This window comes from Nocardioides sp. Root151, from assembly GCF_001427925.1.
Classification (GTDB): Bacteria; Actinomycetota; Actinomycetes; order Propionibacteriales; family Nocardioidaceae; genus Nocardioides.
On sequence record NZ_LMGG01000001.1, the window covers coordinates 1254525 to 1281315 of the forward strand.

The 26791-nt window shown below is 70.8% G+C and carries 25 protein-coding genes and 1 riboswitch; of the genes, 7 read left to right on the forward strand and 18 right to left on the reverse strand.

Annotation, left to right across the window (positions count from 1 at the left end):
* Positions 1-48: 48 nt before the first annotated feature.
* Complete coding sequence (gene dacB / locus ASD66_RS05950) at positions 49-1479, reverse strand: D-alanyl-D-alanine carboxypeptidase/D-alanyl-D-alanine-endopeptidase (protein ID WP_056688814.1); 1431 nt, start codon at positions 1477-1479, stop codon at positions 49-51.
* A 134-nt stretch (positions 1480-1613) separates the two neighbouring features.
* Here dacB and ASD66_RS05955 point away from each other — a divergent pair, with 134 nt between their 5' ends.
* Entirely contained in the window at positions 1614-2102 is a 489-nt protein-coding gene (locus tag ASD66_RS05955) for an inorganic diphosphatase (RefSeq protein WP_056688817.1), read from the forward strand.
* Positions 2103-2217: 115 nt separating this feature from the next.
* Here ASD66_RS05955 and ASD66_RS05960 read toward each other — a convergent pair whose 3' ends face one another.
* The 11 genes from ASD66_RS05960 to ASD66_RS06010 form a co-directional block, all read right to left on the reverse strand.
* Positions 2218-4200: an acyl-CoA dehydrogenase gene (locus ASD66_RS05960; RefSeq protein WP_056890295.1), complete on the reverse strand. Its 1983-nt coding sequence runs from the start codon at positions 4198-4200 to the stop codon at positions 2218-2220.
* A 34-nt stretch (positions 4201-4234) separates the two neighbouring features.
* Positions 4235-5584: a C40 family peptidase gene (locus tag ASD66_RS05965; protein WP_056688822.1), complete on the reverse strand. Its 1350-nt coding sequence runs from the start codon at positions 5582-5584 to the stop codon at positions 4235-4237.
* 293 nt (positions 5585-5877) lie between these two features.
* Positions 5878-6927, reverse strand: coding sequence for a phosphatase PAP2 family protein (locus tag ASD66_RS05970; protein WP_056688825.1), 1050 nt, complete (start codon positions 6925-6927; stop codon positions 5878-5880).
* A gap of 30 nt (positions 6928-6957) precedes the next feature.
* Positions 6958-7953, reverse strand: a complete 996-nt coding sequence (locus tag ASD66_RS05975; RefSeq protein ID WP_056890296.1) for an ABC transporter ATP-binding protein — start codon at positions 7951-7953, stop codon at positions 6958-6960.
* A gap of 1 nt (position 7954) precedes the next feature.
* Positions 7955-9583: an ABC transporter permease gene (locus tag ASD66_RS05980; protein WP_056890297.1), complete on the reverse strand. Its 1629-nt coding sequence runs from the start codon at positions 9581-9583 to the stop codon at positions 7955-7957.
* Positions 9580-10686 carry a thiamine ABC transporter substrate binding subunit gene (locus ASD66_RS05985; RefSeq protein ID WP_056890298.1) on the reverse strand — a complete coding sequence of 369 codons (1107 nt, stop codon included), beginning with the start codon at positions 10684-10686 and terminating at the stop codon, positions 9580-9582. Before ASD66_RS05985 ends, ASD66_RS05980 begins: the two co-directional genes overlap by 4 nt.
* Positions 10677-10809, reverse strand: a riboswitch (TPP riboswitch). It overlaps the preceding gene by 10 nt.
* Before the next feature lie 161 nt (positions 10810-10970).
* Positions 10971-11840: an RNA polymerase sigma-70 factor gene (locus ASD66_RS25150; protein WP_056890299.1), complete on the reverse strand. Its 870-nt coding sequence runs from the start codon at positions 11838-11840 to the stop codon at positions 10971-10973.
* An 8-nt stretch (positions 11841-11848) separates the two neighbouring features.
* Entirely contained in the window at positions 11849-12451 is a 603-nt protein-coding gene (locus tag ASD66_RS25155; protein WP_056890300.1) for a carboxymuconolactone decarboxylase family protein, read from the reverse strand.
* Between the two features lie 190 nt (positions 12452-12641).
* Positions 12642-13652, reverse strand: coding sequence for an MBL fold metallo-hydrolase (locus ASD66_RS06000; protein ID WP_056688842.1), 1011 nt, complete (start codon positions 13650-13652; stop codon positions 12642-12644).
* A gap of 32 nt (positions 13653-13684) precedes the next feature.
* Positions 13685-14488: an SDR family oxidoreductase gene (locus tag ASD66_RS06005; protein WP_082564170.1), complete on the reverse strand. Its 804-nt coding sequence runs from the start codon at positions 14486-14488 to the stop codon at positions 13685-13687.
* Positions 14485-15570 carry a diacylglycerol kinase gene (locus ASD66_RS06010; RefSeq protein ID WP_056890301.1) on the reverse strand — a complete coding sequence of 362 codons (1086 nt, stop codon included), beginning with the start codon at positions 15568-15570 and terminating at the stop codon, positions 14485-14487. The genes ASD66_RS06005 and ASD66_RS06010 overlap by 4 nt, the downstream gene beginning before the upstream one ends.
* Positions 15571-15734: 164 nt before the next feature.
* Between ASD66_RS06010 and ASD66_RS06015 the strand changes: the two genes are divergently transcribed.
* Together ASD66_RS06015 and ASD66_RS06020 are read left to right on the forward strand one after the other, a co-directional pair.
* Positions 15735-16025, forward strand: coding sequence for a hypothetical protein (locus ASD66_RS06015; protein WP_056688847.1), 291 nt, complete (start codon positions 15735-15737; stop codon positions 16023-16025).
* Between the two features lie 124 nt (positions 16026-16149).
* Positions 16150-16812, forward strand: a complete 663-nt coding sequence (locus ASD66_RS06020) for a hypothetical protein (RefSeq protein ID WP_056688853.1) — start codon at positions 16150-16152, stop codon at positions 16810-16812.
* A 7-nt stretch (positions 16813-16819) separates the two neighbouring features.
* On the opposite strand, the gene ASD66_RS06025 is transcribed toward ASD66_RS06020, so the two are convergent.
* The 3 genes from ASD66_RS06025 to ASD66_RS06035 all read right to left on the reverse strand — a co-directional run bounded on the left by ASD66_RS06025 (position 16820) and on the right by ASD66_RS06035 (position 19720).
* On the reverse strand, positions 16820-17032 hold the full coding sequence (locus ASD66_RS06025) for a DUF1918 domain-containing protein (RefSeq protein WP_235529973.1): 213 nt from the start codon (positions 17030-17032) through the stop codon (positions 16820-16822).
* A 113-nt stretch (positions 17033-17145) separates the two neighbouring features.
* The gene (gene ilvA, locus ASD66_RS06030) at positions 17146-18429 is read right to left on the reverse strand and encodes a threonine ammonia-lyase IlvA (RefSeq protein ID WP_056890302.1); all 1284 of its coding nucleotides are present in this window, start codon (positions 18427-18429) and stop codon (positions 17146-17148) included.
* Between the two features lie 10 nt (positions 18430-18439).
* Entirely contained in the window at positions 18440-19720 is a 1281-nt protein-coding gene (locus ASD66_RS06035; protein ID WP_056688998.1) for an NAD(P)/FAD-dependent oxidoreductase, read from the reverse strand.
* Positions 19721-19879: 159 nt separating this feature from the next.
* On the opposite strand from ASD66_RS06035, the gene ASD66_RS06040 reads away from it, so the two are divergent.
* From ASD66_RS06040 to neuC, 3 genes are read left to right on the forward strand one after another with little or no spacing between them, the layout of a single operon-like run.
* Complete coding sequence (locus tag ASD66_RS06040; RefSeq protein WP_156388549.1) at positions 19880-20527, forward strand: acetyltransferase; 648 nt, start codon at positions 19880-19882, stop codon at positions 20525-20527.
* Complete coding sequence (locus ASD66_RS06045) at positions 20524-21555, forward strand: N-acetylneuraminate synthase family protein (RefSeq protein WP_056688862.1); 1032 nt, start codon at positions 20524-20526, stop codon at positions 21553-21555. Before ASD66_RS06040 ends, ASD66_RS06045 begins: the two co-directional genes overlap by 4 nt.
* The gene (gene neuC / locus ASD66_RS06050) at positions 21552-22676 is read left to right on the forward strand and encodes a UDP-N-acetylglucosamine 2-epimerase (RefSeq protein WP_082599338.1); all 1125 of its coding nucleotides are present in this window, start codon (positions 21552-21554) and stop codon (positions 22674-22676) included. Before ASD66_RS06045 ends, neuC begins: the two co-directional genes overlap by 4 nt.
* A 3-nt stretch (positions 22677-22679) precedes the next feature.
* Here the strand turns inward: neuC and ASD66_RS06055 are convergent, their stop codons facing one another.
* The 3 genes from ASD66_RS06055 to ASD66_RS06065 are packed head-to-tail and all read right to left on the reverse strand — an operon-like array spanning position 22680 to position 25920.
* Positions 22680-23858: an aminotransferase class I/II-fold pyridoxal phosphate-dependent enzyme gene (locus ASD66_RS06055; protein WP_056688865.1), complete on the reverse strand. Its 1179-nt coding sequence runs from the start codon at positions 23856-23858 to the stop codon at positions 22680-22682.
* Complete coding sequence (locus ASD66_RS06060) at positions 23855-24874, reverse strand: GDP-mannose 4,6-dehydratase (RefSeq protein ID WP_056688867.1); 1020 nt, start codon at positions 24872-24874, stop codon at positions 23855-23857. Before ASD66_RS06060 ends, ASD66_RS06055 begins: the two co-directional genes overlap by 4 nt.
* On the reverse strand, positions 24871-25920 hold the full coding sequence (locus ASD66_RS06065; RefSeq protein WP_056688870.1) for a nucleotidyltransferase family protein: 1050 nt from the start codon (positions 25918-25920) through the stop codon (positions 24871-24873). The genes ASD66_RS06060 and ASD66_RS06065 overlap by 4 nt, the downstream gene beginning before the upstream one ends.
* A gap of 124 nt (positions 25921-26044) precedes the next feature.
* Between ASD66_RS06065 and ASD66_RS06070 the strand changes: the two genes are divergently transcribed.
* Positions 26045-26782 (forward strand): cytidylyltransferase domain-containing protein, encoded by a 738-nt coding sequence (locus ASD66_RS06070; protein ID WP_056688872.1) that lies wholly within the window; start codon positions 26045-26047, stop codon positions 26780-26782.
* Positions 26783-26791: the final 9 nt, after the last annotated feature.

The window sequence follows — 26791 nt, forward strand, 5'->3', positions numbered from 1 at the left end:
CGTGCGCTGGGCGCCGCGTCGAGCGGGCCGAGCAACGACCAACCAGGGTCAGGACGAGCAGTGGCAGGCCGCCAGCGCGGCGGTGAGGTCGTCGAGGGTGTCGCGGGCCTCCAGCACCTCGGTCACCCGGTCGGCCAGGAAGACGAACGTGAACACGTTGCCGTCGAGGTCGGTGGTCACCCCGGCCAGCCCGTGGACCCCGGTCAGCGTGCCGGTCTTGGCCCGCACGCGGCCCGGCCCAGACGTGTTGCTGTCGCCGAGGCGTCCGGCCATCGAGCCGGTGAAGCCGGCGACGGGCAGTGCCGTGATCACGGTGCGCAGGTCGGGATTGGCGTCGCGGGCGGCGGTGGCGAGCACGCCCAGCAGCGCCTGCGTGGTCAGCCGGTCCTGGCGGGACAGCCCGCTGCCGTCGTGGATCCGGGTGCCGGCCAGCGGCACTCCGAGCCGGCCGAGCACCTTGCGCACGGCACGCGCGCCGCCGTCGAAGGATCCGCCGGTACCCTCGGCCAGCCCCACCTGGTGGGAGAGGATCTCGGCGCCCTCGTTGTCGCTGACCGAGATCACCCGGTCGACGATCTGCGAGACGGGGGCGCTCTCGACGCCGGCGAGCTCGGCCGCACCGTCGGCGGCGGTCGTGCGCTGCGGCGTACCGGTCACCTTGATGCCGGCCCGGCGCAGCTCGGCGGAGAAGAGCATCGCGGCCGCCCGGGACGGGTCGGACTCGAAGCCCCACGAGTCGCGCTTGGCGCCCTTGTCGACCCACAGCGCGGTGATCGGTGGCACGACGGCCTCGGGGATGTAGCTCGCCGGCCAGTGCGGGTTCACCGACGGTCCCGTGAAGAGGGAGTCGTCGAACTGCAGGCGCACCTGCGCCTGGCCCTGCTCGGTCAACGCGGCCGCGGTCTCGCGGGCCAGGGTGCGGATGTCGGCCGGCTTCGGGTACGTCGTCGAGCTGGCCGGCTTGTCGGTCAGGAACGGGTCGCCGCCGCCGACGAGCACGATGTCGCGGGGCTTGGCGCCGGCCACGACCGTCGTACGGAACGTGACGTCGGGCCCGATCGCCTCGAGCGCGGCCATGCCGGTGAGCAGCTTCATGGTGGAGGCGGGCATGAACGTGCCGCCCGCGTTGTCGTACCAGACGCTGCCGTCGAGGCTGCCGACCGCGAGCACCCGGTGCTTGCCGAGGTCCTTCTCAGCGGCGTACGACGCGAGCGCCCGGCGCACCTTGGCCGGGTCGACGCGACTGTCGGTCGGTGCTGCGGCGGCCACCGGGCGCGGTGTGGTCAGCGCCGGCAGGTCGAGCCCGCGCGGCGGAGCGACCTGCGCCGGGTCGGCCGGATCGTCGGGGGCGATGCCGAGCCGGTCACCCAGGTCGTACTGGAACGAGGCGAAGCCGGCGGCCACCACGGCCAGCACGAGAAGGATCGGCAGCCACGACGACAGGCGTCTCGAGGTGTGGCCTGCGTCACGCCGTTTCACCAATTCGTCCCTTCCGAGTGCACGTTTGCGCCCATTGTGCGCGAAGATGTTGCCGGCCCGATGTTCGGGTCATGATCTTTCGCCGCCCGCAGGCCGGGTGCGCGAGCATGCCGATGATGCGGAGGAATGCTGTGTTGGAGTTCGACGTGATGGTGGAGATCCCCAAGGGGTCCCGCAACAAGTACGAGGTCGACCACGAGAGCGGTCGCATCTACCTCGACCGCATGCTGTTCACCTCCACGGCGTACCCCGAGGACTACGGCTACATCGAGGACACGCTCGGCCAGGACGGCGACCCGCTCGACGCGCTGGTCATCCTGCAGGCGCCGACGTTCCCCGGCTGCATCATCAAGTGCCGCGCAATCGGCATGTTCCGCATGACCGACGAGGCCGGCGGTGACGACAAGGTGCTGTGCGTGCCCACCCACGACCCGCGCCTCGAGCACCTGCGCGACATCAACCACGTCTCGAAGTTCGACCGCCTCGAGATCCAGCACTTCTTCGAGGTCTACAAGGACCTCGAGCCCGGCAAGTCCGTCGAGGGCGCCAACTGGGTCGGTCGCACCGAGGCCGAGGCCGAGGTGCTCGCCTCGTTCGAGCGGGCCAAGAAGGCCGGTCACTGACCCGCTTCACACGACGTACGGCGCGGGCCGAACCACAGGCCCGCCCGTGAAACTGCCCGATCGACACGAAACATCACGTCGATCGGGCAGTTTCGTACGTGGACAACGCCGAGCGTCAGTCGCCCCAGGTGAGGAGCTCCTCGGCGCGCATCACCTCGGGCGGGATCCCGAACGCGTCGACGAGGTCGACGGCGATCGGGCGCACCTTCCGGCACAGGCCGTTGATCTCGCGGCTGATCGCCTTGGACCGCTGCGAGGTCAGGCGGCCGTGCTCCATGAACCAGGCCCGGTCGGCCTCGATGGTGGTCAGCGCGAAGAGGTCGACCAACAGTCCCATGGCGACCTTGTTGTCACCCTCGGGCATCTGCGCGACCTTCTCGACGCACGCATCGAGCACGAGGCGTTCGACGTGGGCCTTCGCGGTCGCGATGACGTGGTCCTGCACACGCGAGAACACCTCGCCAGGCTCCATGCCGGTGTCCACACCGCGCTTGAGCCGACGGGCCACGCCACTGAGCATGTGCTCCTCACGGAACCGCAGCATCGCCTGCTGGAAGTTCGGGTCGAGCAGCCCGGCCTCCTGGTCCCACTCGTCGCCGCCGGGCAGGAGGTCCTTGACCCGCTCGAGCAGCTTGTGGACGTTGGTGCGCTCGAGCACGGTGTCGACGGCCATGCCGGCCACGAACCTGACCATGCCGAGCTGGTCGAGGTCGGAGAAGTCGCTGGAGTATCCGGTCAGCAGCCCCTTGGCGACGAGCTGCAGCAGCACGTGGTTGTCGCCCTCGAAGGTCATGAACACGTCGGTGTCGGCCTTGAGCGCGTCGAACCGGTTCTTCGAGATGTAGCCCGCACCGCCACAGGCCTCGCGGCACTCCTGGATGGTGCGGGTGGCGTGCCAGGTGCCGAGTGCCTTGGTGCCTGCGGCTCGTGACTCGAGGGCCCGGCGGTCTGCCTCGTCGGTGGTGGCGCACGAGAACACGTCGTGGCAGCGACTGGCCAGCACCTCCTGCGCGAAGTGCATCGCGTAGGTGCGGGCCAGCAGTGGGAAGAGCCGTCGCTGGTGCTGGCCGTAGTCGAGCAGCAGCTGCTCGGGCTGGTCGTCGGAGGTCTCGAACTGCCGGCGGCGTACGGCGTACTTCACCGCGACGGCCAGGGCCACCTTCGAGGCGTTGATACTGGCGCCGCCGACGCAGACCCGACCCAGCACGAGGGTGCCGAGCATGGTGAAGAACCGCTTGTTGGGGTTCTCGATCGACGACTCGTAGACGCCGGTGGCGGTCACGTCGGCGAACCGGTTGAGCAGCGCCGTGCGCGGCACCCTCACGCCGTCGAACCAGAGCCGCCCGTTGTCGACGCCGTTGAGGCCCATCTTGCGGCCGCAGTCCTCGATGCGTACGCCGGGCGCCGGCTCGCCGTCGACGCGGATGGGTACGACGAACGCGTGCACGCCCTCCGTCTTGCCACCGATCTCGAGCTGGGCGAAGACGACGGCCAGCTCGGCGTGCCGTCCTGCGTTGCCGATGTAGTCCTTGTGGGCCGACTCCTTCGGCGTGGTGATCACGAACTCCTGGGTGGCGACGTCGTAGGTCGCCACGGTCTCGAGCGCCTGCACGTTGGAGCCGTGGCCCGCCTCCGTCATCGCGAAACAACCCATCAGCTCTCCGCTGATCGTGTCGCGCAGGTAGGTGTCGTGGTGGTGCTTCGTGCCGAGCTGCTGGATGGCTCCGCCGAAGAGCCCGAACTGCACGCCGATCTTGACCAGCACCGACAGGTCACCGAACGCCATCGTCTCGAACGCCGCGATCGCCGCCCCGGTGTCGTCGGACCCGCCGTACGCCGCGGGGAAGGCGACCGCGGTCTGCCCGGTGCCGGCGACGTCGAGAACGATGTCCTTGACCCGGTCCTTGAACGCCGGCAGGTCGAGGGTCTCGGCCTCCTCGAGGATGCCGGCGTGCTGCACCAGGTTGCTGCGGACCAGGCCCCGCACCTCGGCGTACTTCCCGTCGAGGAGCCGGGTCAGCTCGGCCACGTCCACGTCGGGCCGGGTGTAGCCGGCGGTCTCTTCGTCGGGCTCGGGCGTCACGGTCTCGGTGGCCATGCCGCCACCGTACCGACTGTGCGCCGGCGCGACCTCAGGGCCGAGCGTAGAAGTTCGGCGGGATCCAGTAGTACATCGACTCCTGGGTCACGTCACGACCGGTGCGCGGCGCGTGGATCATCTGGCCGTTCCCGACGTAGAGCGCGACGTGGTAGATCGACGACGGGCTGCTCGAGGATCCCCAGAAGACCAGGTCACCGGGGCGCAGGTTCGAGGAGCTGATCGGCGTCGCGGTGTCGTACTGCCCGACGGAGTAGTGCGGGAGGTACTTCCCACCGGCGGCCCACGCCTTCATGGTCAGGCCCGAGCAGTCCCACGAGTTGGGGCCTGCCGCCGCCCACACGTAGGGCTCACCGATCTGGGCCCGCGCGAAGTTGATCGCGGCCTGCGCGCCCGACGAGGACGGGGGCGGCGGTGTGGGGTCGGGCTCAGGCTCGGGGTCCTGGGTGGGCGGCGCGGGCTCGTCGCTCGGCGGGTCGCTCGGCTCGGGGTCCTGGGTCGGCGGCGCGGGCTCGTCGCTCGGCTCGTCGGACGTCGTGGTCGGAGTCGGGTCGACGGTCGTCGTGGCCGGCGCGTCGTCCTCGGCGGCGGCCTGCTGTGCGGCCCTGGCCGCACGCAGCTGGGCGGCGGCCTCGAGGGCGGACTGGCGGCGCGAGGCCAGGGACACCGAGATGTCCTGGAGGTTGGCCAGCTCGCGGATCAGGGAGTCCTTCTCCGCGGCCACCGCGCTGGCCTCCGAGAGGGCGGCCTGCTCCTGCGCCTCGGCCTCGGCACGGGCGGACTCGGCCTCGACCTCGAGGGCGGCCGCCGCGTCGTGGGCGTCGTCGGCCTGGTCCGAGGCCAGCTCGGCGACCTTTGCCGCGGCGTCGTACGCCTTGGTGATGTCCTCGATCGAGCTGTCGACGGTGTACATCGTGTGGGCGTCGTCGAGCATCGCCTCGGAGCCGTCCTGCTTCATCATCGACGAGAGGGCGGTGACCTCGGGCGACATCTCGTAGTTGTCGGCCACCATGTCGCTGTAGGCGACCGTCTGGACCTCGAGGCGGGACTCTGCTCCGGCGGCCCTGCGGTCGGCCGCGGCGGCGGCACGCTGGGCCTCCTGGAGCTTCCACCGGGCGGCGTTGTACGCCTCGGCCGCCTGGCCGGCCTTCACGCCGGCCTCCTGGAGCCGCTGGTTGGCCATCACGAGATCGGCCTGGACGCTGGCGACCGTGCGCTTCATGTTGGTCGCGGCCGACTTGGCGGCGTCGACCTCGGCCTGGCTCGGAGTGTCCCCGCCCGATCCCGGGTCCGGGTCGGCCACGGCGGCCGGCACGCACAAGGCAAGCGTGAGGACACCGGCGAGCCCGGCAAGCAGCGGTCGGCCCGAGGTGGTCCGTCGCACGATATTCAGCCCCTTTGTCTGTCTGGAGACCTCGGGCGACTTCCCCATCGCCCGAGGCACTTTGAGCACGCTAGTGCTCACCAGTCACAAAAGAAACACTTCTTTCCAGATTTTTCAAAAGTATCGGCGTGTCGCCTTGACAAACTACAAGCGTGTAATTTCCGAATTACATCGATGTAATTCACGGATGATGTCCCGAAAGAGGCAGCAATGACAGAACGTCCTGCGGTCCGGCTGCCGGGGCAGCCAGGACGCAGGACGTTCTGGAAGAGCGAGTGTGGAGGAGGGGCGGGTCAGTCCTTGTCGACGGGGATCTGCGAGGTCGTCGTCGTCGGATGGCTCGACAACCCGTGTCTGTCGAACTTCTGCCCGGAGGCCAGCCCACCTACGTAGAACGAGATCACCGCGATCGCGACACCGGCGACGTCGTCGGCGATGTAGTGCCAGCCGAAGTAGAGGGTGGCCACGACGGTGATGCCGAAGTTGATCCACATCGCCCAGCTGAGCCACTTGACCTTGATCGTGTACTGCACCATCAGGGCCACCAGCAGCGTGATCGCGCAGTGCAGGCTCGCGAAGCCCGCGACAGACTGCACCGCATCGACGCGCCCGCCCCAATAGACGCCGACGCGCCCGTAGGACAACGCCTCCATCAGTTGGGACGCCCCTGTCGGGCTGAGGTCGGTGTAGAGGAAGCGGTACTCGAAGCCGGGGCCGAGCGTCGGCAGCAGGTAGTACGACGCCGTGCCGAGGCTCCAGGCCAGGCACTGCGAGGTGGCGAACCAGTAGCCGTAGCTGAGGTTCTTCGACCAGATCAGCCAGGCGGTCAGCACCAACGGCACCATCGGCAGGAACCACAGGTAGATCGTCGAGAGCACGTGCGCGGAGTAGTTGGTGCCGAGCACGGCGTGCAGGACGGTGGCCGGCTCGTGCCCGAAGAAGATCGCCTTGTCGAGCAGGTGCAGCGGCCGGTCGAACTTGTAGTCGACGCCGAGCACCTGCGGCAGGAACGACTTGAGGTTCCGGTAGCTGACGTAGGTGATGTAGAAGCAGACCAGGCCCAGGACCACCAGCGTGAGCCGCTCGCGGTTCCAGTGGGAGTGCCAGCGCTCCATCACGATCGGCCACATGGCCTTGGGCTTCATCTTCGAGAGCCACAGCGTCCGCGGCAGCATGTCGAGGAGCAACGCCCCGAAGACCAGGAGAGGCAACCGCAGCCACGACGGACCGAGGAAGCCCTCGGGGTCGACCACACGCTCTCCGAGGCTGATCGCCGTGAAGACAGCGAGGGCGCCCATCAACGTTGCGACCCCGACGAGGAGGACGTAGGCACGGCGATACACGCGGGCAGTCTAGGGGACCGCCCCCGACGATCAACGTCTCGGGATCACCGCGAGCCGGTTCCGCGCCACCTCGAGACGCACTTCCTGCCCGGGCGACGGGGGCGCGGTGCCGTCGGACGTGACGGATGCCACGACACCGACCCCGGGCACGTCGACCTCGACGCGTACGGCGTCCGGGGTGACCCGCGACGACAGCACGACGCCGTGCAGCGGGCCTTCCGCGGACACCCGGAGTGCCGACCTGCGCAGCGCCACGCCGTCCCCGACCGGAAGACCTGCCGCGGTGAGTACGGCATCGGCGGCCGAGCCGTCGAGCACGGTGGGGTAGCCCAGGAACGACGCGGCCTCCGAGTCGGCGGGGTGCTCCCAGACCTCGGCCAGCGTGCCGTCCTGGACCAGTCGTCCGGCACGCATGAGCGCCATCCGGTCGGCGACCGCGAACGCCTCCTCGTGGTCGTGCGTGACGAACAGGGCCGTCGTCCCGGCGCGGGTGAGGATCTCGCGCAGGTCGAGGGCCAACCGCTCGCGCAGGGACTTGTCCAGTGCGCTCAGCGGCTCGTCGAGGAGCAGCAGTCGCGGTTCGACGGCGAGGGCACGGGCCAGGGCGACGCGTTGCCGCTCACCACCGGAGAGGGTGGCCGGGGCACGGTCGGCGTACCCGGCGAGGCCGACCAGCTCGAGCAGCTCCTCGACCCGGGTGGCCACCTCGCGGCGCGGCCGGTGCCTGATGCGCAGCGCGTAGCCGACGTTGGCGCCGACACTCTGGTGGTTGAACAGCTGACCGTCCTGGAACATCAGGGCGAAGCCGCGCTTGTGGGTCGGCACCCCGGCGAGGTCGCCACCGTCGAACGTGATGCGGCCTGCCGAGACCGGCTCGAGGCCGGCGACCGCGCGCAGCAGTGTCGACTTGCCGCAGCCCGACGGGCCGAGCACCGCGAGCACCTCGCCGGCCGACAGCTCCAGGGACACGTCGTCGACGGCGACGGCGGCGCCGTACGCCACGGTGACCTGGTGGAGGGACAGCAAGTCAGAACCCTCCCACGCCCGGCACCCGGAGCCGCTCGACGACGAACATCACCGACGCCGTGGCCAGGGCGAGTACGACGGCCGCCGCCAGGGCCATGCCGTAGTTGTGCGTACCGGGCTGGCCGAGCAGGCGGTAGATCAGCACCGGCAGCGTCGGGTGGTCGACCCGCGAGAGGAAGGAGGTCGCACCGAACTCCCCCAGCGAGATGGCGAAGGCGAACCCGGCGGCGGCCAGCAGCGGCTTCCACACCACGGCCAGGTCGATCGTGACCAGTGCGCGCAGCGGGGAGGCGCCGAGCGAGTGCGCGGCCTGGCGCTGGCGGTCGTCGATGCCGGCCAGCACCGGGACCAAGGTGCGCACCACGAGCGGCATCGCCACCAGGGCCTGCGCGATCGGCACCAGCAGCGGCGACTCGCGGAAGTTGACCGGGGGTTCGTCGAGGGTGATCAGGAAGCCGAAGCCGAGGGTGACCGCCGAGACCCCCAACGGCAGCATGAAGAAGCCGTCGAGCAGTCCGCGGATCCGGCGTTCGGCCGGGCCGTGCGAGCGGCGGGTCGCGATCACCGCGACCAGTCCCCCGATGAGCAGCGCGATCCAGGTCGCGTCGACGGCCGTGCGCAGCGAGTTGACCAGCGCCTCGACGACCGTGACGTCGACGAGGCCGTCGCCTCCGGTCGTGTCGAGGGCCCGGTAGTTGGCCAGGCTCCACGCCCCGTCGACCCGCAACGAGCCGGTGACCAGCATGGCGATCGGCACCGCGACGAGCAGCAGCCCGAGTGCGGTCGCGAGCAACGCCGGGGCGTCGTACAACCTGACCCGGGAGGGCTCGACACGACGGCGGGCGGCCTGGCCCGGTGCCGAACGGGCCCGGGCGGCGAGCAGGAGCAGCACGGTGACCACCAGCAGCTGCAACAGGCACAGGGCTGCTGCGGCGGGCAGGTCGAAGAGGCTGGTGGTGAGCAGGTAGATCTCGGTCTCGACGGTCGAGTAGCGCAGGCCGCCGAGCACCAGCACGATGCCGAACGCGGTCGAGCAGAACAGGAAGACGACGCTGGCCGCGGAGACGACCGATCCGCGCAGCGCCGGGAACGTGGCGGTCCGGAACACCTGCCACGGGGAGGCGCCCAGCGCTGCGGCCGCCTCACCGGGTCGCGGGTCGAGTCCCTCCCACGCCGCCCCGACCGTGCGTACGACGACCGCCAGGTTGAAGAACACCATCGCCGCGATGATCGTGACCGGCGACCCGTCGAGGCCGAGCACCTCGAGCGGGCCGGTGGAGACCAGCCGGTCGAAGGCGATGCCGACCACCACGGTCGGCAGCACGAACGGCACCAGGAAGGCCGCCCTGATCACGCTGCGTCCGGGCACCCGCAGACGGTGCAGCGCATAGGCGGTGGGTACGCCGAGGAGCAGCGTCACCAGCGTGGCCGTGGCCGCGACCCAGACGGTGAACCACAGCACCCGGTGCACCCGGGGCCGGGCCAGCACCTCGAGCACGTCGCCGGGGGCGAACCTGCCGTCCGGCCAGAGCCCCTGCCCGAGCATGCCGGTGACCGGCAGCACGAAGAAGACACCCAGCACCAGGACCGGCAGCGCGGCCAGCCCGGCGAGCGTCAGGAGGCGCTTCACCTACTGACGATGTCCGTCCACTCGGTCAGCCACTCGGCGCGGTGCTCGGAGATGTCGTCGGCGGAGACCTCGTAGGGTTCGGTCGGCTGCTGCGCGAACTTCGCCCACTCCTTCGGCAGCGCGACGGAGTCGTCGACCGGGAAGACGTACATGTTGTCGGGCAGCGCGGCCTGGACCTCAGGGCTGAGCAGCCAGTCGACGACGGCCTGGCCGCCGACCGGGTTCTTCGCGTTCTCCAGCACGCCGGCGTACTCCACCTGGCGGAAGCAGGTGTCGAGCAGGGCCGCGGTGGTGGTCTCGCCGGTCTTCTTGTCCACGGTGAAGGCGGGCGAGGTGTCGTAGGAGACCACGATCGGTCGGTCGCCGTCGCCACCGCCGGTGAAACCGCCGTAGTAGGCGTCGGTCCAGCCCTCGGTCAGCTCGGCGCCGTTGCCGACGAGGTCCTTCCAGTAGTCGGGCCAGTCGTCGCCGTACTCGGCGATCGTGGCGAGCAGGAAGGCCAGGCCGGGCGAGCTGGTCGCCGCGCCGGGGATCACCGTGAGGTCCTTGTAGGCCGGATCGGTGAGGTCGTCGAGGCTGGTCGGCGGCTCCTGGTCGTTCTTCTCGAACCAGGCCGTGTCGACGTTGACGCAGACCGAGGCCTGGTCGATCGGCGCGAGCTTGTCCCCCGCGTCGCCCTCGAGGCGCAGCTTCTCCGCGCTGCCGGGCAGCTCTGCGGCGTACGTCGCGAAGACGTCCTCGTCGACCGCGCGCGAGGCGAAGGTGTTGTCGACGCCGAACGCCACGTCGCCGATCGGGTTCGACTGGCTCAGCGCCAGCGCGTTGGTCAGCTTGCCGGCGTCACCGGAGGGCCGGATCTTCAGCGTGGCGCCGGTGTCCTTCTGGAACTGGCGGATCAGCTTCTTCGGCAGGTTGAACGAGTCGTGGGTGACGAGCGTGACGGTGGTTCCGGCGATCGCGTCGGCGGGGTCGACGCCGTCGGTCGCCTCGATCTTGGTCTCGCCCGAGTCGTCCCCGTCGTCGGCCAGCAGCGTGCACGACGCTGCGCCCGTCAGCGTCAGGGCCGTGATCGTGGCCAGGGTGGTGCGCAGTGCGCGGTTCATCTCCGACTCCCTTCGCCGGTGCTAACCGGATCAGGTCCTGAGGGTCTGCGGCCAGCGTGGTCTGCTGGGCCCGCACTCTCAGCTCCCCGGCTCGCTGGCCGGAGGGCTCCCCTGTCTCTTGAGCTCCCGAATCTACCCCACGCCCCGCCCGCCCCGAGTAACGCGGGGTTACGGTCGCTCCACACGCGTCGTGACGCGTGCGAACCGTCAGCAGCACCGCACAAGTGCCGCCGTACGACCGCCCGGCGGCGCGCTCGACCGACGGGACGTGCCGGCGTACGACCTCAGCGGCTCAGCTGCACGACGTCCTTGTCGGCCCGGGTCAGCTTGTGCGGGTTGCGCACGAGGTACATCTCGGTGACCTGGCCGGCCTCGACGCGCAGCGTGCCGACCACGTCGAGCACGCCATCGAGGAAGAACCGGATCGCCGGCTGGCCGTTGACCTGCACCGTGTCGAGTGTCATCACACCCGCGTCGCGCCCCATCACACCGACCAGCCAGCGCATCACCTTGTCGCGGCCGTGGATCGGGCGCAGTGCGGCCTGCCGGAGCCCGCCGCCGTCGCTGAACATGACGACGTCGGGCGCCATCACGTCCATCAAGACCTGGAGGTCGCCGCCGGCCGCGGCCGCCATGAACCGCTCCAGCACGCTCTCGGTGTCCGCCGGTACGACGGCCCGCGGGCGTCGGGCCTGCACGTGCTTGCCGGCCCGGCTCGCGATCTGGCGCACCGCCGGCTCCGACTTGTCGACCGCGGCAGCGATCTCGGGGTACTCGAAACCGAAGACCTCCCGCAGCACGAACACTGCGCGCTCGGTGGGGTTCAGCGTCTCGAGCACCATCAGCATCGCCGTCGAGACGGAGTCGGCCAGCTCGACGTCGTCGGCGACGTCGGGCGTGGTCAACAGCGGCTCGGGCAGCCACGGTCCGACGTACGACTCGCGGCGTCGTTCGAGCGTGCGCATCCGGTTGAGCGCCTGCCGGGTCGCGATCCGCACCAGGTAGGCCCGCGGGTCGCGCACCTCGGACTGGTCGACCTCGGCCCAACGCAGCCACGTCTCCTGGACGACGTCCTCGGCGTCGGCGGCCGAGGAGAGCATCTCGTAGGCAACCGTGAAGAGCAGGTTGCGGTGCTCGACGAAGGGATCGCTCACGGGTGGTCTCACCGTGCCAAGGGTGCCAGTTCGCACGTGTCCGAGTAACCCTGCGAGGCGAGTCCCATCGCGGCGTTGGTGCGCGAGCGCATGTTCTCCAACGAGATCATCGCGGTCAGCTCGACGGTGGCCTCGACACCCAGCTGGCGGTGCAGGTTGTCGACCATCTCGTCGTCGACCTCGGGCGGGGTGGCGGTCATCGCCTCGGCGTACTCCAGGACGTCGCGCTCGAGCGGGGTGAAGACGTCGCTGTCGCGCCACACCGGCACCTGGCGGATCTTGGCCTCGTCGAGCCCCTTGTTGTGGGCCATGAAGTAGCCGAAGTCCATGCACCAGCTGCACCCGATCATCGCCGCGCTCGCCATCTCGGCGTACGACTTCAGGTTGGGGTCGAGGGCGCTGAACTTCGCGACCTTGCCCTCGAACGAAAGGATCGCCTTGGTCAACGGCTTGTGGTGGTACATCACGTAGGCGAAGTCGGGCACCTCGCCGTACGTCCGCTTGGCGTAGCCGCTGAGCATCCGGCCGTAGATGCCGTCGAGCTCGGCCTTGGGGATCCGGAAGTTGCTGGTCGTCTTGCTGGTCGTCTTGCTGGTCGTCTTGCTGGGCATGGCTCCTCCTGCGGAGACCCGGGGCCCCACCTGCTGGAGCCCGTTCGCCCATGAAGACACCGGCCGTCCCGGATCTGTGACAGGTCAGCCTGTGAAGGGTCAGCCTGTGAAGGGGTCCGGACTTGTGCGGTGCTGTTGACGGTTCGCACGCGTCACAACGCGTGTGGAGCGACCGTAACCCCGCGTTACATCAGGGGATCGCGTAGATGTGGACGCCGTCGGTGAGGGTGCGGGTCATCTCGCCGCGAGCGACGAGCAGCTCGAGGTGGGCCCGGGTCTCGAGGGTGGCCAGCGCCGAGTTGAAGAGGTCGAGGTCCTTCAGCTTGCGCTCGTGACGGGTCCACGGCAGCCGGGCGGCCACGTCGTACGACGACGCCGGCTCGGCGGCGACCGCTTCGCGACAGAGGTCGAGTCGTACGTCGTGGTGTGCGGTCAGCTCGTCGACCCGCGCATGGGTCGAGCCGGTGACCGCACCGTGCGCGGGCAGCAGCCGCAGGTCGGGCATGGCGCGCACCTTCGCCAGCGAGTTCAGGAAGTCGCCGAGCGGCTGGCCGGCCAGCTTGGGCTCGAAGCCGATCGAGGGAGTGATCGTCGGCAGCACGTGGTCGCCGGCGAAGAGCAGCCCGTCGCCGTGGTCGGCGAAGACGTAGTGGCCCTGGGTGTGACCTGGCGTGGAGACCGCCTCGAGCGTGCGCTGCCCGACCGCGATCTCGTGGTCGCCGCTGAGCCAGGTGTCGGGTGCCTCCCACAGGGTCAGGTCGGGAGTCATCTCGGCCGTGTAGGTGCCCCAGTCGGTGGCCATCTGGCCCGCGCCGGAGGTGCGCAGCACCTCGACGTACGGGTCCTCCTCGACGTCGGGGTCGTGGATCAGGTCGAGAGTCGGCTTGTCGCCGATGCCGAGCGAGACGTGCGAGCCGAACTCACGGCGCACGGTCACGGCCTGCGTGTAGTGGTCGCGGTGCACGTGCGTGACCAGGAACCGGGTGATGTCGGAGACCTGGCGGTCGATCGAGGCCAGTGACTTCTCCAGCAGGGTGCGCGACTCCTCGATCGCCCAGCCGCCGTCGATCAGGGTCAGCCCGTCGCCGGTGTCGATCGCGTAGACGTTGACCGCACGCAGCCCGTCCATCGGCAGGGGCAGCGGGATGCGGTGCACGCCGGGGGCGACCTCGAACGCTCCCGGCTCGGTCCAGTCAGTCATCGGGCCACCATGTCACGTACCGCCGGGTCACTTCAGGTGACGTCCGGCACACCGAGATCGAGGTTCGGCTGCTGGATGCCGCCGTCGATCTCGAGCAGCTTCCCGGTGACGTACTGACCGGCCCTCGACGCCAGGTAGACGACGCCGGCGGCGATGTCCTCGGGCTCCCCCACCCGGCCCAACGGGGTCCTGGTCTCCAGCTGCTCCATCATCTCGGGCACGCCGGCGACGAACTCCAGCGCGCTGGTCATCACCGAGCCGACGAAGACGCCGTTGACCCGGATGCGCGGGGCCAGGTCGGTGGCCGCCAGCCGGGTCCAGTGCGCCAGCGCCGCCTTGGCGGTGCCGTAGGCGAGGTAGCCCCGACCCGACGCGCGCCCCATCATCGAGCTGATCGAGACGATCGACCTCTGCGCGTCCGGCGGACCGGTCAGCATCAGCGGCACGGCCGCCCGGCTCAGCGCGTGCGCCGTGCTGACGTTGAAGTGGAACGCCTCTTCCAGGTAGGCCACGTCGGTGTCGAGGAAGGCGTTCGGGATGGTGCCGCCGACGTTGTTGACCACGATGTCGAGTCGGCCGAACGCGTCGTACGCCGCCTGCGCGAGACCCGCAGCCGCGTCGGTGTCCGACAGGTCCGCCGGTACGACGACCGCACGGCGCCCCGCACCACGCACCAGATCGGCGACCGCCTCCAGCTGGTCTGCGTGCCGGGCCGCGATCAGCACGTCGGCGCCCGCCTGTGCGAGTGCGACGGCGGTGGCCGCACCGATCCCGCGACCGGCCCCGGTGACGACCGCGACGTGGTCGGTGACGGTGAACCTGTCGAGGATGCTCAAGAGACCAGCCCCTTGCCGGTCACGTGGAGCAGGTCCAGCGCGGTGACGATGCCGGGCTCCGCCGCGACCACGGAGGACACCGAGTTCACCAGACGCTGTGCGGTGGTGACCATGCCCGAGACGTTGTGGTCGCCGTCCTCACCACGGTGCGTGAAGTCGACCTTCATCATCGGCTGACCGGTGATCTCGACGCGGTAGCAGCCGCCACCCTCGGGCGGGGTCGGCCACTCGGGCACCTGGTCCTCGGCGGTGCGCGTGATGTGCTCGAGGACGATCTTGTCCTCGCCGTCGACGCGGCCGATGACCTGGAACCTCACTGCCCCCATCGTGCCGGCGGCGATGTCGACGGAGACGGTCTCGGTGTCGACCGGCGCCGGACGCCGGTCGACGGTCTCGGTGAGCGGCTCGTCGAGCGTGACCCCGAGCCCGGCGGCGATCTGCCGGACCACGGATCCCCAACCCATGCTGAGGATTCCGGGCTGCCACAGCATCACGTCGTCGGCGTCGACCGGCTTGCCGAAACCGAAGATGTCGCGCATGACGACGGGTTGGTAGTACGTCGAGTAGTCGGCGATCTCGCTGACCTTCACCTGGTCGATGCGCTGCGAGAGCGACGTCATCACCAGTGGCAGCACGTCGTTGGCGAATCCCGGGTCGATGCCGTTGACGTGCAGGCTCGCCCCACCCTCGGCGCAGGCCTTCTCGAGGGAGCTGAGCGCCTCGTCCCACAGCACGCCGTACGGGTACTGCAGCAGCACCGGTCCGCTGGAGACCACGTTGATGCCGGCCGCGACGAATGCCTGGAGGTCCTCGATCGCCGCGAAGATGCGGTCGTCGGTCATCGCGGTGTGCACGATCGCGTCCGGCGCCAGCGCGATCAACGCGTCGCGGTCGGTGGTCGCGGTGACGCCGAGGTCGCGGTCGAGCCCGGCCAGGCGCCCGACGTCCTGGCCGTCCTTCTCCGGACCAGAGACCCAGACCCCGACCAGCTCGAGATCGGGGTGCCGGTCGATGCCGGCGATGACATGACGCCCGACCGTTCCGGTGGACCAGCCGACGACGCGCAGGGGTTCAGAGCTCATGCCAGCCAACCTAGAACACGTTCTATGTCTCGACAAGCTCGACAACCGTGTCTCGACAAGCTCGACAACCGAACCCCAGGGCTCGACGACCGACGTCTCCCACGGTCGGTTTCGCGACGTCGCTAGTCTCCTCAGAAACACCCTCGAGTCCGGGAGGCGGACCCATGAGCGACGAAGAAGAAGTCGAAGCAACCCTCAGCGTCGGAGCCCGGTTCATCGGCGACCCGGAGTCGCTGCACGTCGTCGCCCTCGGTGGCGAGAAGCCGGGGATGTTCCTCGAGCTGGTCGACTTCAGCCAGCCGCAGGCGGCCGAGGACGACGAGGACTGGAACCTCGACCCGAGCTCCGACCTCGGGCTGAAGGTCACCATGGCCGGCCTCGACCCCGAGGTCGCCGTACAGCTGCTGAAGGTGGCCGCGGAGTTCCTCGAGCAGGCCGAATTCGAAGAGGGCTGAGTTCCGACGGGGCCGAGTTCCCACGGGCCGGGCACTGCGCCTGTGCCTTCCCTTCCGGCGTACGGCGACGCACACTGGAAGGGAGCACAGCGCATGCTCGCTCGGGACCCTGGAGATGACGGCCATGCACGACAAGCTTCTGCACAGCATCAAGGCCACGCACGACGTCCTCGACGAACGGCTCTCCACCGCTGAGTGGCACAAGCCGACACACGACAGGCCGCGCGACCGCTTCCCTGCCACGGACACATTCCTGGCCAGCGCGAGCCGACACCTCGCCGCGGCGAACGCCGTGCTCGTGCCGGCCGCACGACGGCGACTGCCTGACGGCAACGACGTCGCCCACCGGTTCTCCCGCACCAGCCGCGACCTCGAGTACGCCATGGCCCAGACCAAGGCCAAGCTGTACGGCGAGGCGCACGCGATCCACCGCCCGTGGCACGACATCTGGGCCGACCTGCACCGGCGCTTCGACGAGTTCATGGCGCTCGAGGAGGAAGTGGTCACCGCCCTCGTCGAACACACCACCTCAGAGGCGCGCTCCGACCTGGCCGACCGCGTCTACGGTGCGGAGCTGCACTCGCCCACGCGACCCCACCCCTACGTGCCGCACCTCGGCCTGCCCGGCAAGGTGGCCCGGCGCATCTGCCTGGGCGTCGACCACTTCTGGGACACCACCGAGGGCCGGATGATCCCCGAGCCGGTCAAGCCGCACGACCGCGACCACGACGGCAAGCTGGCGCAGTACCTCCTCGCCGACCCGCACCTCCCGGGCGACGAGGCCTGACCATCCGTCACTCCTGCGGCAGGTCCTGTCCTGCCGGCCGCACCTGCGCGTCCGGCCCCGGGTAGACGAGTGACTCGTGCCCGTCCGTCCAGCGCACGAGGAAGGGCGGGGTGCCCTCCGATCCGCGCGCCTCGAGGATCTCCGCCTCACGCTCCGCTTCGCCGACGTGCCCGCTGTGCACGATCAGCCGGTCCCCCGCACCCGCATGCATCCCTGTCATCACAGTTCGCTCCTTCCTGGCCGGAACCGCCGGGGCGCGAGACCGCGCCCTTCAGTGGTCAGTCTTCTCCCTTCCCGGGAGCAGGCCAAGGGCTTCGGGCAACTCAGCGAGGCTCAGAGCAGGAAGCTGAACACCGGGGACCCCGGCGGGACCAGCTCGATGGTCAACGGGCTCGCCGTCATGCGCTCCATCAGCTCGGCGAGATCGGTGGCGCGCTCGAGCTCGATGCCGACCAGGGCCGGCCCGGTCTCGCGGTTGTTCTTCTTGACGTACTCGAAGACCACGATGTCCGCGCCCTCGATCAGGACGTCCTCGAGGAAGTGCCGCAGCGCGCCAGGCTCCTGGGGGAAGGTCACCAGGAAGTAGTGCCGCAGCCCCTCGTGGAGCAGCGAGCGCTCGACGATCTCGGCGTAGCGACTGACGTCGTTGTTGCCGCCCGACACGATCGCCGCGACCGCCCGGCCGCCCGCGTCGATGCGGGAGACGGCCGCGCTGGCCAGGGCACCGGCGGGCTCCGCGATGACGCCCTCGGTCTGGTAGAGCGCGAGCATCTCGGTGCACACCGCCCCCTCGGGCACGGTCACCACCTCGTCGACCAGGTCGCGCACGATCGGGTAGGTCAGGTCGCCCACGCGGCCGACCGCGGCGCCGTCGATGAAGGTGTCGAGCTCGGTCAGCCCGATCGGCGCCCCGTGGCCCAGTGCGGCGGTCATGCTGGCCGCCCCCGCGGGCTCGGCGCCGACGATGCGGATGTCGGGGTGCCGCTCACGCAGCCACAGCGCGATGCCGGAGATGAGTCCGCCGCCGCCGATCGGCACCACCACGGTGCCGAGATCGTGGCCGGCCTCGAGGGCCTGCTCGACCAGCTCGGGCCCGATGGTGCCCTGCCCGACGATCGTGCGCGGGTCGTCGAACGGGTGCACGTAGACCGCACCGGACTGCTCCGCGTCGGCGTGGGCGGCCGCGCTCGCCTCGTCGTACGAGCTGCCGACCATGACCAGCTCGACCAGGCCCTCGCCGAGGGCGAGGATGCGTTGCCGCTTCTGCCGCGGGGTGTTCTGGGGTACGACGACCCGACCGTGGATGCCCAAGGTGGCGCAGCTCAGTGCGAGACCCTGTCCGTGGTTGCCGGCACTGGCGCAGACCACACCGCGTTCGCGCTCGGCGTCAGTGAGCCCGGCGATCAGGTGGTGCGCACCGCGGATCTTGTAGGAGCGGGAGAGCTGCTGGTCCTCACGCTTGAGCAGCACGGGCACACCGGCCCGTTCGCTGAGCCGCACGCTCAGCTCCAACGGCGTACGCCGGACCACCGGGCGCAGCACGTCGGCGGCGCGTTCGACACCGGCCGCGCTGAGCTGGGCGCCGGTGAGATCGCCAGTGAGATCGGGGAGGGTCACTCCCCCGATGCTACTTCCGCAGGGGGTCGAAGGCGCTCAGCAGGTCGCGGTCACCGGCGGTGGAGCTGCCCGCGATCCGGCCGGCCAGCAGCTTGCCGGTCAACGGCCCCAGCGCCACGCCCCACATGCCGTGACCGCCGGCGACGAAGACCCGGTCGGAGCGGCTGGCCCCGACCAGCGGCAGGCCGTCGGTGGTGCACGGCCGCGAGCCGACCCACTCGTCGTGCCGCTGCGACCAGTCGACACCGGTGAACATCGGGGTGGCCGCGTCGACGATGGCCTGGATGCGGCGCTGGTCGAGCGGGTCGTCGGGGCTGCGGAACTCCATCATGCCGGCCACCCGCAGGCCCTCCTCGGGCTTGCCGAGCGGCGTGCACGCGACCCGTTGGGTCGGGAAGTAGACCGGACCGGTCGGCACGTGGTCGGGGTGCACGGTGAAGCTGTAGCCGCGGCCGGCCTGCACCACCTTGCGCACGCCGTGGGGGCGGGCCAGCTCGCCGAGCCAGCTGCCGTTGGCGAGCACGACGGCGTCCGCGACGATCGACTCGCGGCCCTTGCTGGCCACCAGCACCCGTGCACCGCGCTGGCTCACGCCGGTGACCTGCTGGCCGTCGACGATCTCGCCGCCGCGGGCCTGCACCGCCTCGGCGAGGGCGTGCACGAAGCGACCGGGGTTGAGGTAGCGCTGGCCGTGCAGGCGGGCGCCGTGCGTGACGACCTTGCCGAGCGACGGCTCCAGGGTGTGCAGGTCGTCGCCGTCGAGCAGCTCGAAGTCGGTGAGGCCGCCGGTCTGGGCGACGTGCCGGAACTCCTCGACCAGCACGGCGCGGTCCGCGTCGGAGACGAAGCCGGCCAGGAACGGCTCGGCGTTCAGGGTCGGCTCCTCGACGCGTCCGGTGCCGTCGTGCTCGGTGAGCTCGTCGTACGCCGCCAGGGCGCCGGCGTTGGCCCGGTTGAAGACCTCGATCGCCTTGCCCCAGTGGCCTTCCGTGCAGTGGCGGGCGAAGCCGAGGAGGAACTGCACGAGACGCGGGTCCGCGCGGAACGGCACGTAGACCGGGGAGTCGGGCTTCAGCGTCGCGAGGATGCCGGTCCTGAGCATGGCCGGCTCCGGCAGCGGCAGGGTCAGGGCGGGCGCGAGCCATCCGGCGTTGCCCCACGAGGAGCCGGCGGCCACGCCGTACCGGTCGACGACGGTGACCTTTACGCCCTCCTGCTGGAGGTACCAGGCGGTCGAGAGACCGACCATCCCGGCGCCGACGACGACCACGTGTTCAGGGTGCTCAGCCATGTCCACGAGTCTGGCGAAGTCCACGCCCCTCCGGGCTGCCCGAACCTCCACGGTTCCGCCACTTCCCTTGTGCAATCGGCCAACGCCCCCTGCGGTGGTTGAGCGGGCCGAGGAACGAGGCCGTCTCGACACCCTCGGCACCGGCCCTAGACTCGGGCCGTGTCGTCCGAACCCGTTGCCGTGCTGACCCCCTGGATCTCCGTGGGGGCCGGCGGCCATGCGGCCAGCGTCGCCCACGCCCTGCTCGGAGTGGCCGAGCTGGTCGCCGTCGCGGGTGTCTCGACCCGGGAGTGGTCGGTCGACGTCCTCGACTCCGACTCCGACGCGATCGCGCTGGCCCAGCAGCAGGACCGGCGCCTGGTCGTCACGATCGGCGAGAACCGCCGTCGGCTCGAGGTGATCGACCAGCTGCCACCCGACCTGTTGTTCTCCGCAGCGGCCAGCACCTCGACCGTGTCCGCCGACGTCACGCTCGGCGGCTCGTCGGTGGTGCTGCACCACGCCCATGTCGGCCCGGGTGCCCGCGTCGGACGCGGTGTCATCGTCAACACGGCGGCCGTCGTCGAGCACGACGTGACCCTCGGTGACGGGGTCCACGTGGCGCCCGGCGCCGTCGTCCTCGGCGGGGCGAGCGTGGGCGCCGGCACGTTCGTCGGATCCGGGGCCACGATCCTTCCGGGGGTCACCGTGGGCGCCCATGCCGTGATCGGCGCAGGGGCGGTCGTGACCCGCGACGTCCCCGAGAATGCCTGCGTCGTCGGGGTGCCCGCCGTGGAACGCCACCGCACCGAGAGGACCCCGTCATGAACGACGAGCGCCCAGTCTTTCCGCCCGCCGACCGGCTCACGGTGATCGCCGAGGCCGGCGTCAACCACAACGGCGACGAGGCCCTCGCCCACGAGCTCATCGACGTGGCCGCCCGGTCCGGTGCCGACGCGGTCAAGTTCCAGACCTTCGACCCGGCCCTGCTGGTCTCGTCGCACGCGCAGACCACCCCCTACCAGCGGGACCGGGGCGGCGCGGAGGACCAGGCCGGGCTCCTCGCGGCGCTGACCCTGCCGGCCGAGGCGTGGGAGCGACTCCGCGACCACGCCGAAGGTGAAGGGCTCACGTTCCTGAGCACGCCGTTCGACCTCGACAGCGCCCGACTGCTGGCCGACCTCGGGGTCGCCGCGATCAAGACCTCGTCGGGCGAGCTGACCAACACCCCGTTCCTCCGGGCCCTCGCCGAGCTGGGCCTGCCCCTGCTGGTGTCCACCGGGATGGGCGACGAGGCCGAGGTCGCGGCCGCTCTCGAGGCCACCTCCGCGGCACCGTCGGTGACCCTCCTGCACTGCGTCTCCGCCTACCCCGCCCCGATCGACGAGGCGAACCTCCGGGTCATCCCGGCGCTCGCCGCGAAGCACGGGGTGCCGGTCGGCTGGTCCGACCACACGCTGGGGCTGACCAGTGCCGTCGCCGCCGTCGCGCTGGGCGCCACCGTGCTGGAGAAGCACGTGACGACCGACCGCACCCTGCCCGGACCCGACCACGCGGCCAGCCTCGAGCCGGACGAGCTCACCGACTACGTGACCGCGGTGCGCGACGCCTTCGCGTCCCTGGGCGACGGCGTGAAGCGACGGATGCCCGCCGAGGTCGAGAACGCCACGCTCGTACGCCGTTCCTGGCACGCCGCGCGCGACCTGCCCTCCGGACACACGCTGGTGCCCGACGACGCGGTCACCCTGCGCCCGGAGCACGGCCTGGCGCCGAGCACAGCGGTCGTCGGCGCCCGGGTGATCCGTCCGGTCCGTGCCGGTGACCCGATCACGGCGGCCGACGTGGAGCTCGCGTGAAGGTCGCGGTCTTCGTCGGCACGCGTGCCGATCTCGGGCCGTTGCAGCCGGTGCTGGCCGAGCTCACGTCCCGCCCCGAGGTCGAGACCGTCGTTCTCACCGGCCTGGCCTTCGACGCCGCCGGCCTGGCCGACCGACTGGAAGGCTCGGTGTCCTCCGTCATCGCCCTGGCCGCCCCGCTCGACGAGGTCGACCTGGCCGCCCAGCTGCGCCACGGTCCCGCCCTGTCGACCGGAGCCGGTCGCGTGGTGGCCGAGCATCCGGTGGACCGCCTCGTGGTCCTGGGTGACAGGTGGGAGCTGCTGTACGTCGTACCGCCGTTCGTGCTGGCCGGTGTGCCGGTCGTGCACCTGCACGGTGGCGAGGTCACCAGCGGGGCGATCGACGAGCGGGTCCGCCATGCCGTCACCAAGCTGGCCGACGTCCACTGCGTCGCCTCGCAGGACGCCGCGGAGCGGGTCGCCCGGCTCGGCGAGGAGCCTGAGCGCATCCACGTCACCGGGGCGCCCGGGCTCGACCGCTACGCGGCACGGACCCGGTTGGACGACGCCGAGCTGGAGGCACTCCTCGGGGTCCCGGTGCGGCGCCCCCTGGCCCTGTTCACCTACCACCCGCCCACCGCGTCGGCCACGCACGACATCGGCCGGTGGGCCGAGGAGGCGCTGCGCGCCACCCTCGACGTGTGCGGCACGGTCGTGGCGACACACCCGGGCATGGATGCCGGCCGGGACGACGTGCTGGCCGCGTTGACCCGCCTCCAGGGTGACGAGCGGCTGCTCGTGGTCGAGGCGCTCGGCCCGCGCTACCCCGCCGTCCTCGCGTCCTGCGACGTGGTGGTCGGCAACTCGTCGTCAGGCGTGATCGAGGCGGCGTCCGTCGGCGTACCGGCCGTCGACGTCGGGCTGCGCCAGCAGGGGCGGCTCCGGTCCGACAACGTCCTCTGGTCGGACGAGGGCGAGGCCGCCGTCGGCGCCGCGTTGCGGCAGGTCCTCGACGACGGCTTCCGGCAACGGGCCGCCCGCGTGGTCAACCCGTACGGCGACGGCACGGCCGCCCGCCGCATCGTCGACGTGGTCGTGGCGGACCCTCCGGCCCGGGCCAAGCACTTCGTCGACGAGTGAGCCTCAGGAGTTGAAGAACGACCGCACCGCGGCCACGACGCGAGCGTGGTCGTCGGCGCTCAGGTCGGTGGAGCAGGGCAGGGACAGCCCCCGGTCGAACAGGCTGGTGGCGACGTCGCCGCCGATCGTGCGCGCGCCGCTGAACGGCGGCTGCTGGTGCAGCGGACGCCACAGTGCGCGGGCTCCGACACCCTCCCGCGCGAGGTGCTCCAGCAGTGCGTCGCGGCTGGGTTGGTCGGCGGCGAGGACGGAGTAGAGCCAGTACGTCGACTCGGTGCCGGCCACCCTGGGGCCCAGGGTGAGCGGGAGATCGGCGAACGCAGCGTCGTAACGTGCGGCGATGTCACGCTTGGCGGCCACGAACTCGTCGAGCCGGCGCAGCTGGGCCAGGCCGAGCGCGGCGGCGAGGTTGGTGAGCCGGTAGTTGTAGCCCACCTCGTCGTGCAGGTAGCCGACGTCGGGCACCTTGGCCTGGGTGGTCAGGTGGCGCGCGCGGCGGGCGAGCTCGTCGTCGTCGGTGACGATCATGCCGCCGCCGCCCGCGGTGACGATCTTGTTGCCGTTGAAGGAGAACGCACCCAGCCGGCCGAGGGCGCCGGTGTGGACGGCGTCTCCGACGTCGTCGACCCATCGGGCACCGAGGCTCTCGGCGGCGTCCTCGACCAGCGCGATGCCGTGGCGTCGGGCGATCTCGGCGATGCGGTGTCCGGCGGCCGGCTGCCCGAGGACGTGGACCAGCTCGATGGCGCGCGGCATGGCCTCACCGGCCCGCGCACGGCGGTCCAGCTCCTGCTCGAGGAGCTCGGGGTCCATGTTCCAGGAGTCGGGCTCCGAGTCGACCAGCACGACGTCGGCACCCAGGTAGGCGACCGGGTTGGCCGAGCCGATGAAGGTGAAGTCGGAGACGAAGACCTCGTCGCCCGGACCGACGCCGGCCAGGCGCAGGGCCACGTGCAGCGCGGCGGTCCCGCTCGCCGTGGCCACGGCGTGCCTGGTCCCGACCAGCTCGGCGAACTCCTGCTCGAACTGGGTGACCTCGGGCCCGACGGAGGACACGAAGCCGGAGTCGATTGCCGCGAGCACGGCGTTGCGCTCGGCCTCGCCGACGTTGGGCGTGGCCAGCGGAATCGTACCGACCGCTCCCGGCGCACCCGGGGCGCTGGGCTCCCGAGGTGCGGTCATCGGTGGTACCGGTGAGCCGTCGCGAGGTCGACGTTCTCGGCGATCCAGTCGCGGGTGAGCTCCAGGCCGGTCTCGAGGTCCACCTGCGGCGTCCAGCCGATCAGCTCCTTGGCCAGGCTCGGGTCGGAGAGCAGGATCTCGACCTCGGACCCTGCCGGGCGGACCCGTTCGTCCTCGACGACGACCTTCGCACTCGACCCGGTGATCCGCCGGGCGATGTCGACGACCTCGCCGATGGACACGGTGCGACCGGTGCCGAGCTGGACTGTGGTGCCGGGGGTGACGTCGGCGACGGCGGCGCGGGCGAACCCGAGTGCGGTGTCGGTGACGAAGGTGAAGTCGCGCTGGGGGGTGATCGAGCCGAGGCGCAGCTCTTCGGCGCCGGCCAGCAGCTGGGCCAGGACGGTCGGGATGACCGCCCGGGCCGACTGGCGGGGCCCGAAGGTGTTGAACGGCCGCAGGATCGTGACCGGGGTGTCGAAGGAGAGCGCGTAGGACTCGGCGAGCTTGTCGGCCGCGATCTTCGTGGCGGAGTACGGCGACTGCCCGCGCAGCGCGTGCTCCTCGGTGATCGGCACGGTCTGCGGCGTTCCGTAGACCTCCGAGGTGGAGGTGTGCACCAGCCGTGGGGTGCCGTGGCGGCGTACGGCCTCGAGCACGTTGAGGGTGCCGGTGACGTTGGTGTCGACGTACGACCGCGGCGCCACGTAGGAGTAGGGGATCGCGATGAGGGCGGCGAGGTGGAGCACCACGTCGACACCCTCGACGGCGGCCGAGACGTGCTCGGCGTCGCGGATGTCGCCCAGGACGAACTCCGCCTGCCCGGACTCGACCGCGGCGGCGAAGACCTCCGAGCTGTCGAGCCAGCCCAGCGACCCGAAAGAGTTGTAGAGCGCGAACGCCTTCACCCGGGCGCCCAGGCCGATCAGGCCCTCGACGACGTGGCTACCGATGAACCCGTCCGATCCGGTCACCAGGACGGTGCGCCCCGCGAGGGACTCGGCCAACGTGCTCATCCGGCTCCTTTCGCCCGGGCGAGGTCCGCCGGGGTTCCGACATCGATCCAGTCCGAGGAGAGTTCCCAGGCCGAGACCCGCTGACCGTCGTCGAGGCAGCGCTGGACGAGATCAGGCATGTGGCTCATCGTGTCGGGTGGGACGAGCCCGATCAAGTCAGGGTCGATGCAGTAGACCCCGGTGTTGATCGAGACCGTCAGGTCGGGCTTCTCGACGAGCTGCTGGATGCGGTGCTCGGCGTCGTGCTCGACCACCCCGAACGGCACGGTGTGGGAGTACTGCCGCACGCCGACGGTGATCCGCGACTGCGACTGGGTGTGGAACCGGAGCAGCTGCTGGGCGTCGAAGTCGACCATGAGGTCGCCGTTCATCACCAGCATCGGCTCGGTGGGCCGGTCTCGGAGGAGTGCCAACGAACCACCGGTGCCCAGCGGGGTCTCGGGATCCTCCCGGAGGTAGCCGACCTCGGCGCCCAGCCGCCTGCCGTCGCCGACGTGGTCGATGATCTGGTCGGCGAGGTGGTTGACGCTGACGTGGATCTTGCGGATGCCGTCGCCGACGAGCCCCAGGATGATCCAGTCGATGATCGGGCGCCCGGCGACCGTCATCAGCGGCTTCGGGACATGACGGGTGAGGTCGCCGAGCCGGGTGCCCTTGCCGCCGGCCATGATCACGGCGACGTTGGGCAGGTCGGGGGGTCCGATGACGTCGGAGAGCGCGTGGACGCCGTGCACCAGGCCGGCGGCATCGACCTCGGGGATGGCCGAGACCCGCCAGGCGTGCATCAGGTCGAGCACGTGGGCGCGCGGGGTGCCGGCGACCACCGTGTGGGGGCTGGCGGTGGCGTGGTCGATCGCCGGCGCCGTCAACGGGTGGCCCGCGATCAGCGCTCGCCGGGTGTCGCCGTCGGTCAGCACGCCCTGCAGGCGGCCGGCGTCGTCGACCAGGCAGCAGATGCCGAGGGCTCCCCGGTCGATGACGGCGATGGCCTCGAGCAGCGTCGACCCGACGTCCGCCCGGGGGATGCGGTCATCGGCGTGGATCATCGTGGCTTCCGTCTCGAGCGATCGGGGCGTGGGCGCCACGGGTCCGTGGCAGGGCCATCATAGGGTCGGGGTCGGACGGGTCTCGCGGCGGCGCGAACCGGTGTCCCGGAACGGAGAGTCCCAGTTGATCGAGCGCATCCTGGCCGTGGTTCCCGCACGAGGTGGGTCCCGCGGCCTGCCCGGCAAGAACCTGATGGAGCTGGGCGGCGTGCCCCTGGTCGGCCACTCGATCGCCGCGGCCCGCACGGTTCCCGCCGTACGCCGCACCCTGGTCAGCACCGACGACGAGCAGATCGCGGCGGTGTCGCGGTCCCTGGGCGCGGACGTCCCGTTCCTCCGCCCCGCCGAGCTGTCCTCCGACACGGCCCCGACCGGGCCGGTGATCGCGCACGCCCTGTCGTTTGCCGAGTCCGACGAAGGCAGGCCGTACGACGCCGTGCTCCTGCTCGAACCGACCAGCCCGCTGCGGGACCCGGCACTCCTGGCCGAGGCCGTCGACCTGCTGGGCTCGCGCCCCGAGACCGACGGGGTGGTCAGCGTGTCCGTGCCCGGGTTCGACCCGATGTCGACCGGCGTCGACGTCGACGCCTCCGGCACCCTGCGTCGGGCCTTCCCCGAGGCCGCCGGCGTGACGCGGCGACAGGACGCCGGACGCAGCTTCCTGAAGCTCAACGGCAACTTCTACCTGTGGCGCGCTGACTTCGTCCGCCGGCTGGAGCACAGCTGGCTCGACGAGGGCAGCTTCCTGGCACTCGAGATCCCCGAGTCGCAGGCGTTCAACATCGACACCGAGTACGACTTCCGGCTCGTCGAGGCCGTGGTGGGCGCCGGCCTGGCCGACCTGCTGACCACGGCCACCTGACCTGCCCGG

Excerpts from the sequence above, each read along its gene's own strand:
- ASD66_RS05960 (WP_056890295.1), bottom strand. The coding sequence starts at position 4,200 with ATGGCCACCGAGACCGTGACGCCCGAGCCCGACGAAGAGACCGCCGGC.
- ASD66_RS05985 (WP_056890298.1), bottom strand. The coding sequence starts at position 10,686 with ATGAACCGCGCACTGCGCACCACCCTGGCCACGATCACGGCCCTGACG.
- ASD66_RS25155 (WP_056890300.1), bottom strand. The coding sequence starts at position 12,451 with ATGCCCAGCAAGACGACCAGCAAGACGACCAGCAAGACGACCAGCAAC.
- ASD66_RS06000 (WP_056688842.1), bottom strand. The coding sequence starts at position 13,652 with ATGACTGACTGGACCGAGCCGGGAGCGTTCGAGGTCGCCCCCGGCGTG.
- ASD66_RS06010 (WP_056890301.1), bottom strand. The coding sequence starts at position 15,570 with ATGAGCTCTGAACCCCTGCGCGTCGTCGGCTGGTCCACCGGAACGGTC.
- ASD66_RS06015 (WP_056688847.1), top strand. The coding sequence starts at position 15,735 with ATGAGCGACGAAGAAGAAGTCGAAGCAACCCTCAGCGTCGGAGCCCGG.
- ASD66_RS06020 (WP_056688853.1), top strand. The coding sequence starts at position 16,150 with ATGCACGACAAGCTTCTGCACAGCATCAAGGCCACGCACGACGTCCTC.
- ASD66_RS06025 (WP_235529973.1), bottom strand. The coding sequence starts at position 17,032 with ATGACAGGGATGCATGCGGGTGCGGGGGACCGGCTGATCGTGCACAGC.
- ASD66_RS06035 (WP_056688998.1), bottom strand. The coding sequence starts at position 19,720 with ATGGCTGAGCACCCTGAACACGTGGTCGTCGTCGGCGCCGGGATGGTC.
- ASD66_RS06045 (WP_056688862.1), top strand. The coding sequence starts at position 20,524 with ATGAACGACGAGCGCCCAGTCTTTCCGCCCGCCGACCGGCTCACGGTG.
- ASD66_RS06055 (WP_056688865.1), bottom strand. The coding sequence starts at position 23,858 with ATGACCGCACCTCGGGAGCCCAGCGCCCCGGGTGCGCCGGGAGCGGTC.
- ASD66_RS06060 (WP_056688867.1), bottom strand. The coding sequence starts at position 24,874 with ATGAGCACGTTGGCCGAGTCCCTCGCGGGGCGCACCGTCCTGGTGACC.
- ASD66_RS06065 (WP_056688870.1), bottom strand. The coding sequence starts at position 25,920 with ATGATCCACGCCGATGACCGCATCCCCCGGGCGGACGTCGGGTCGACG.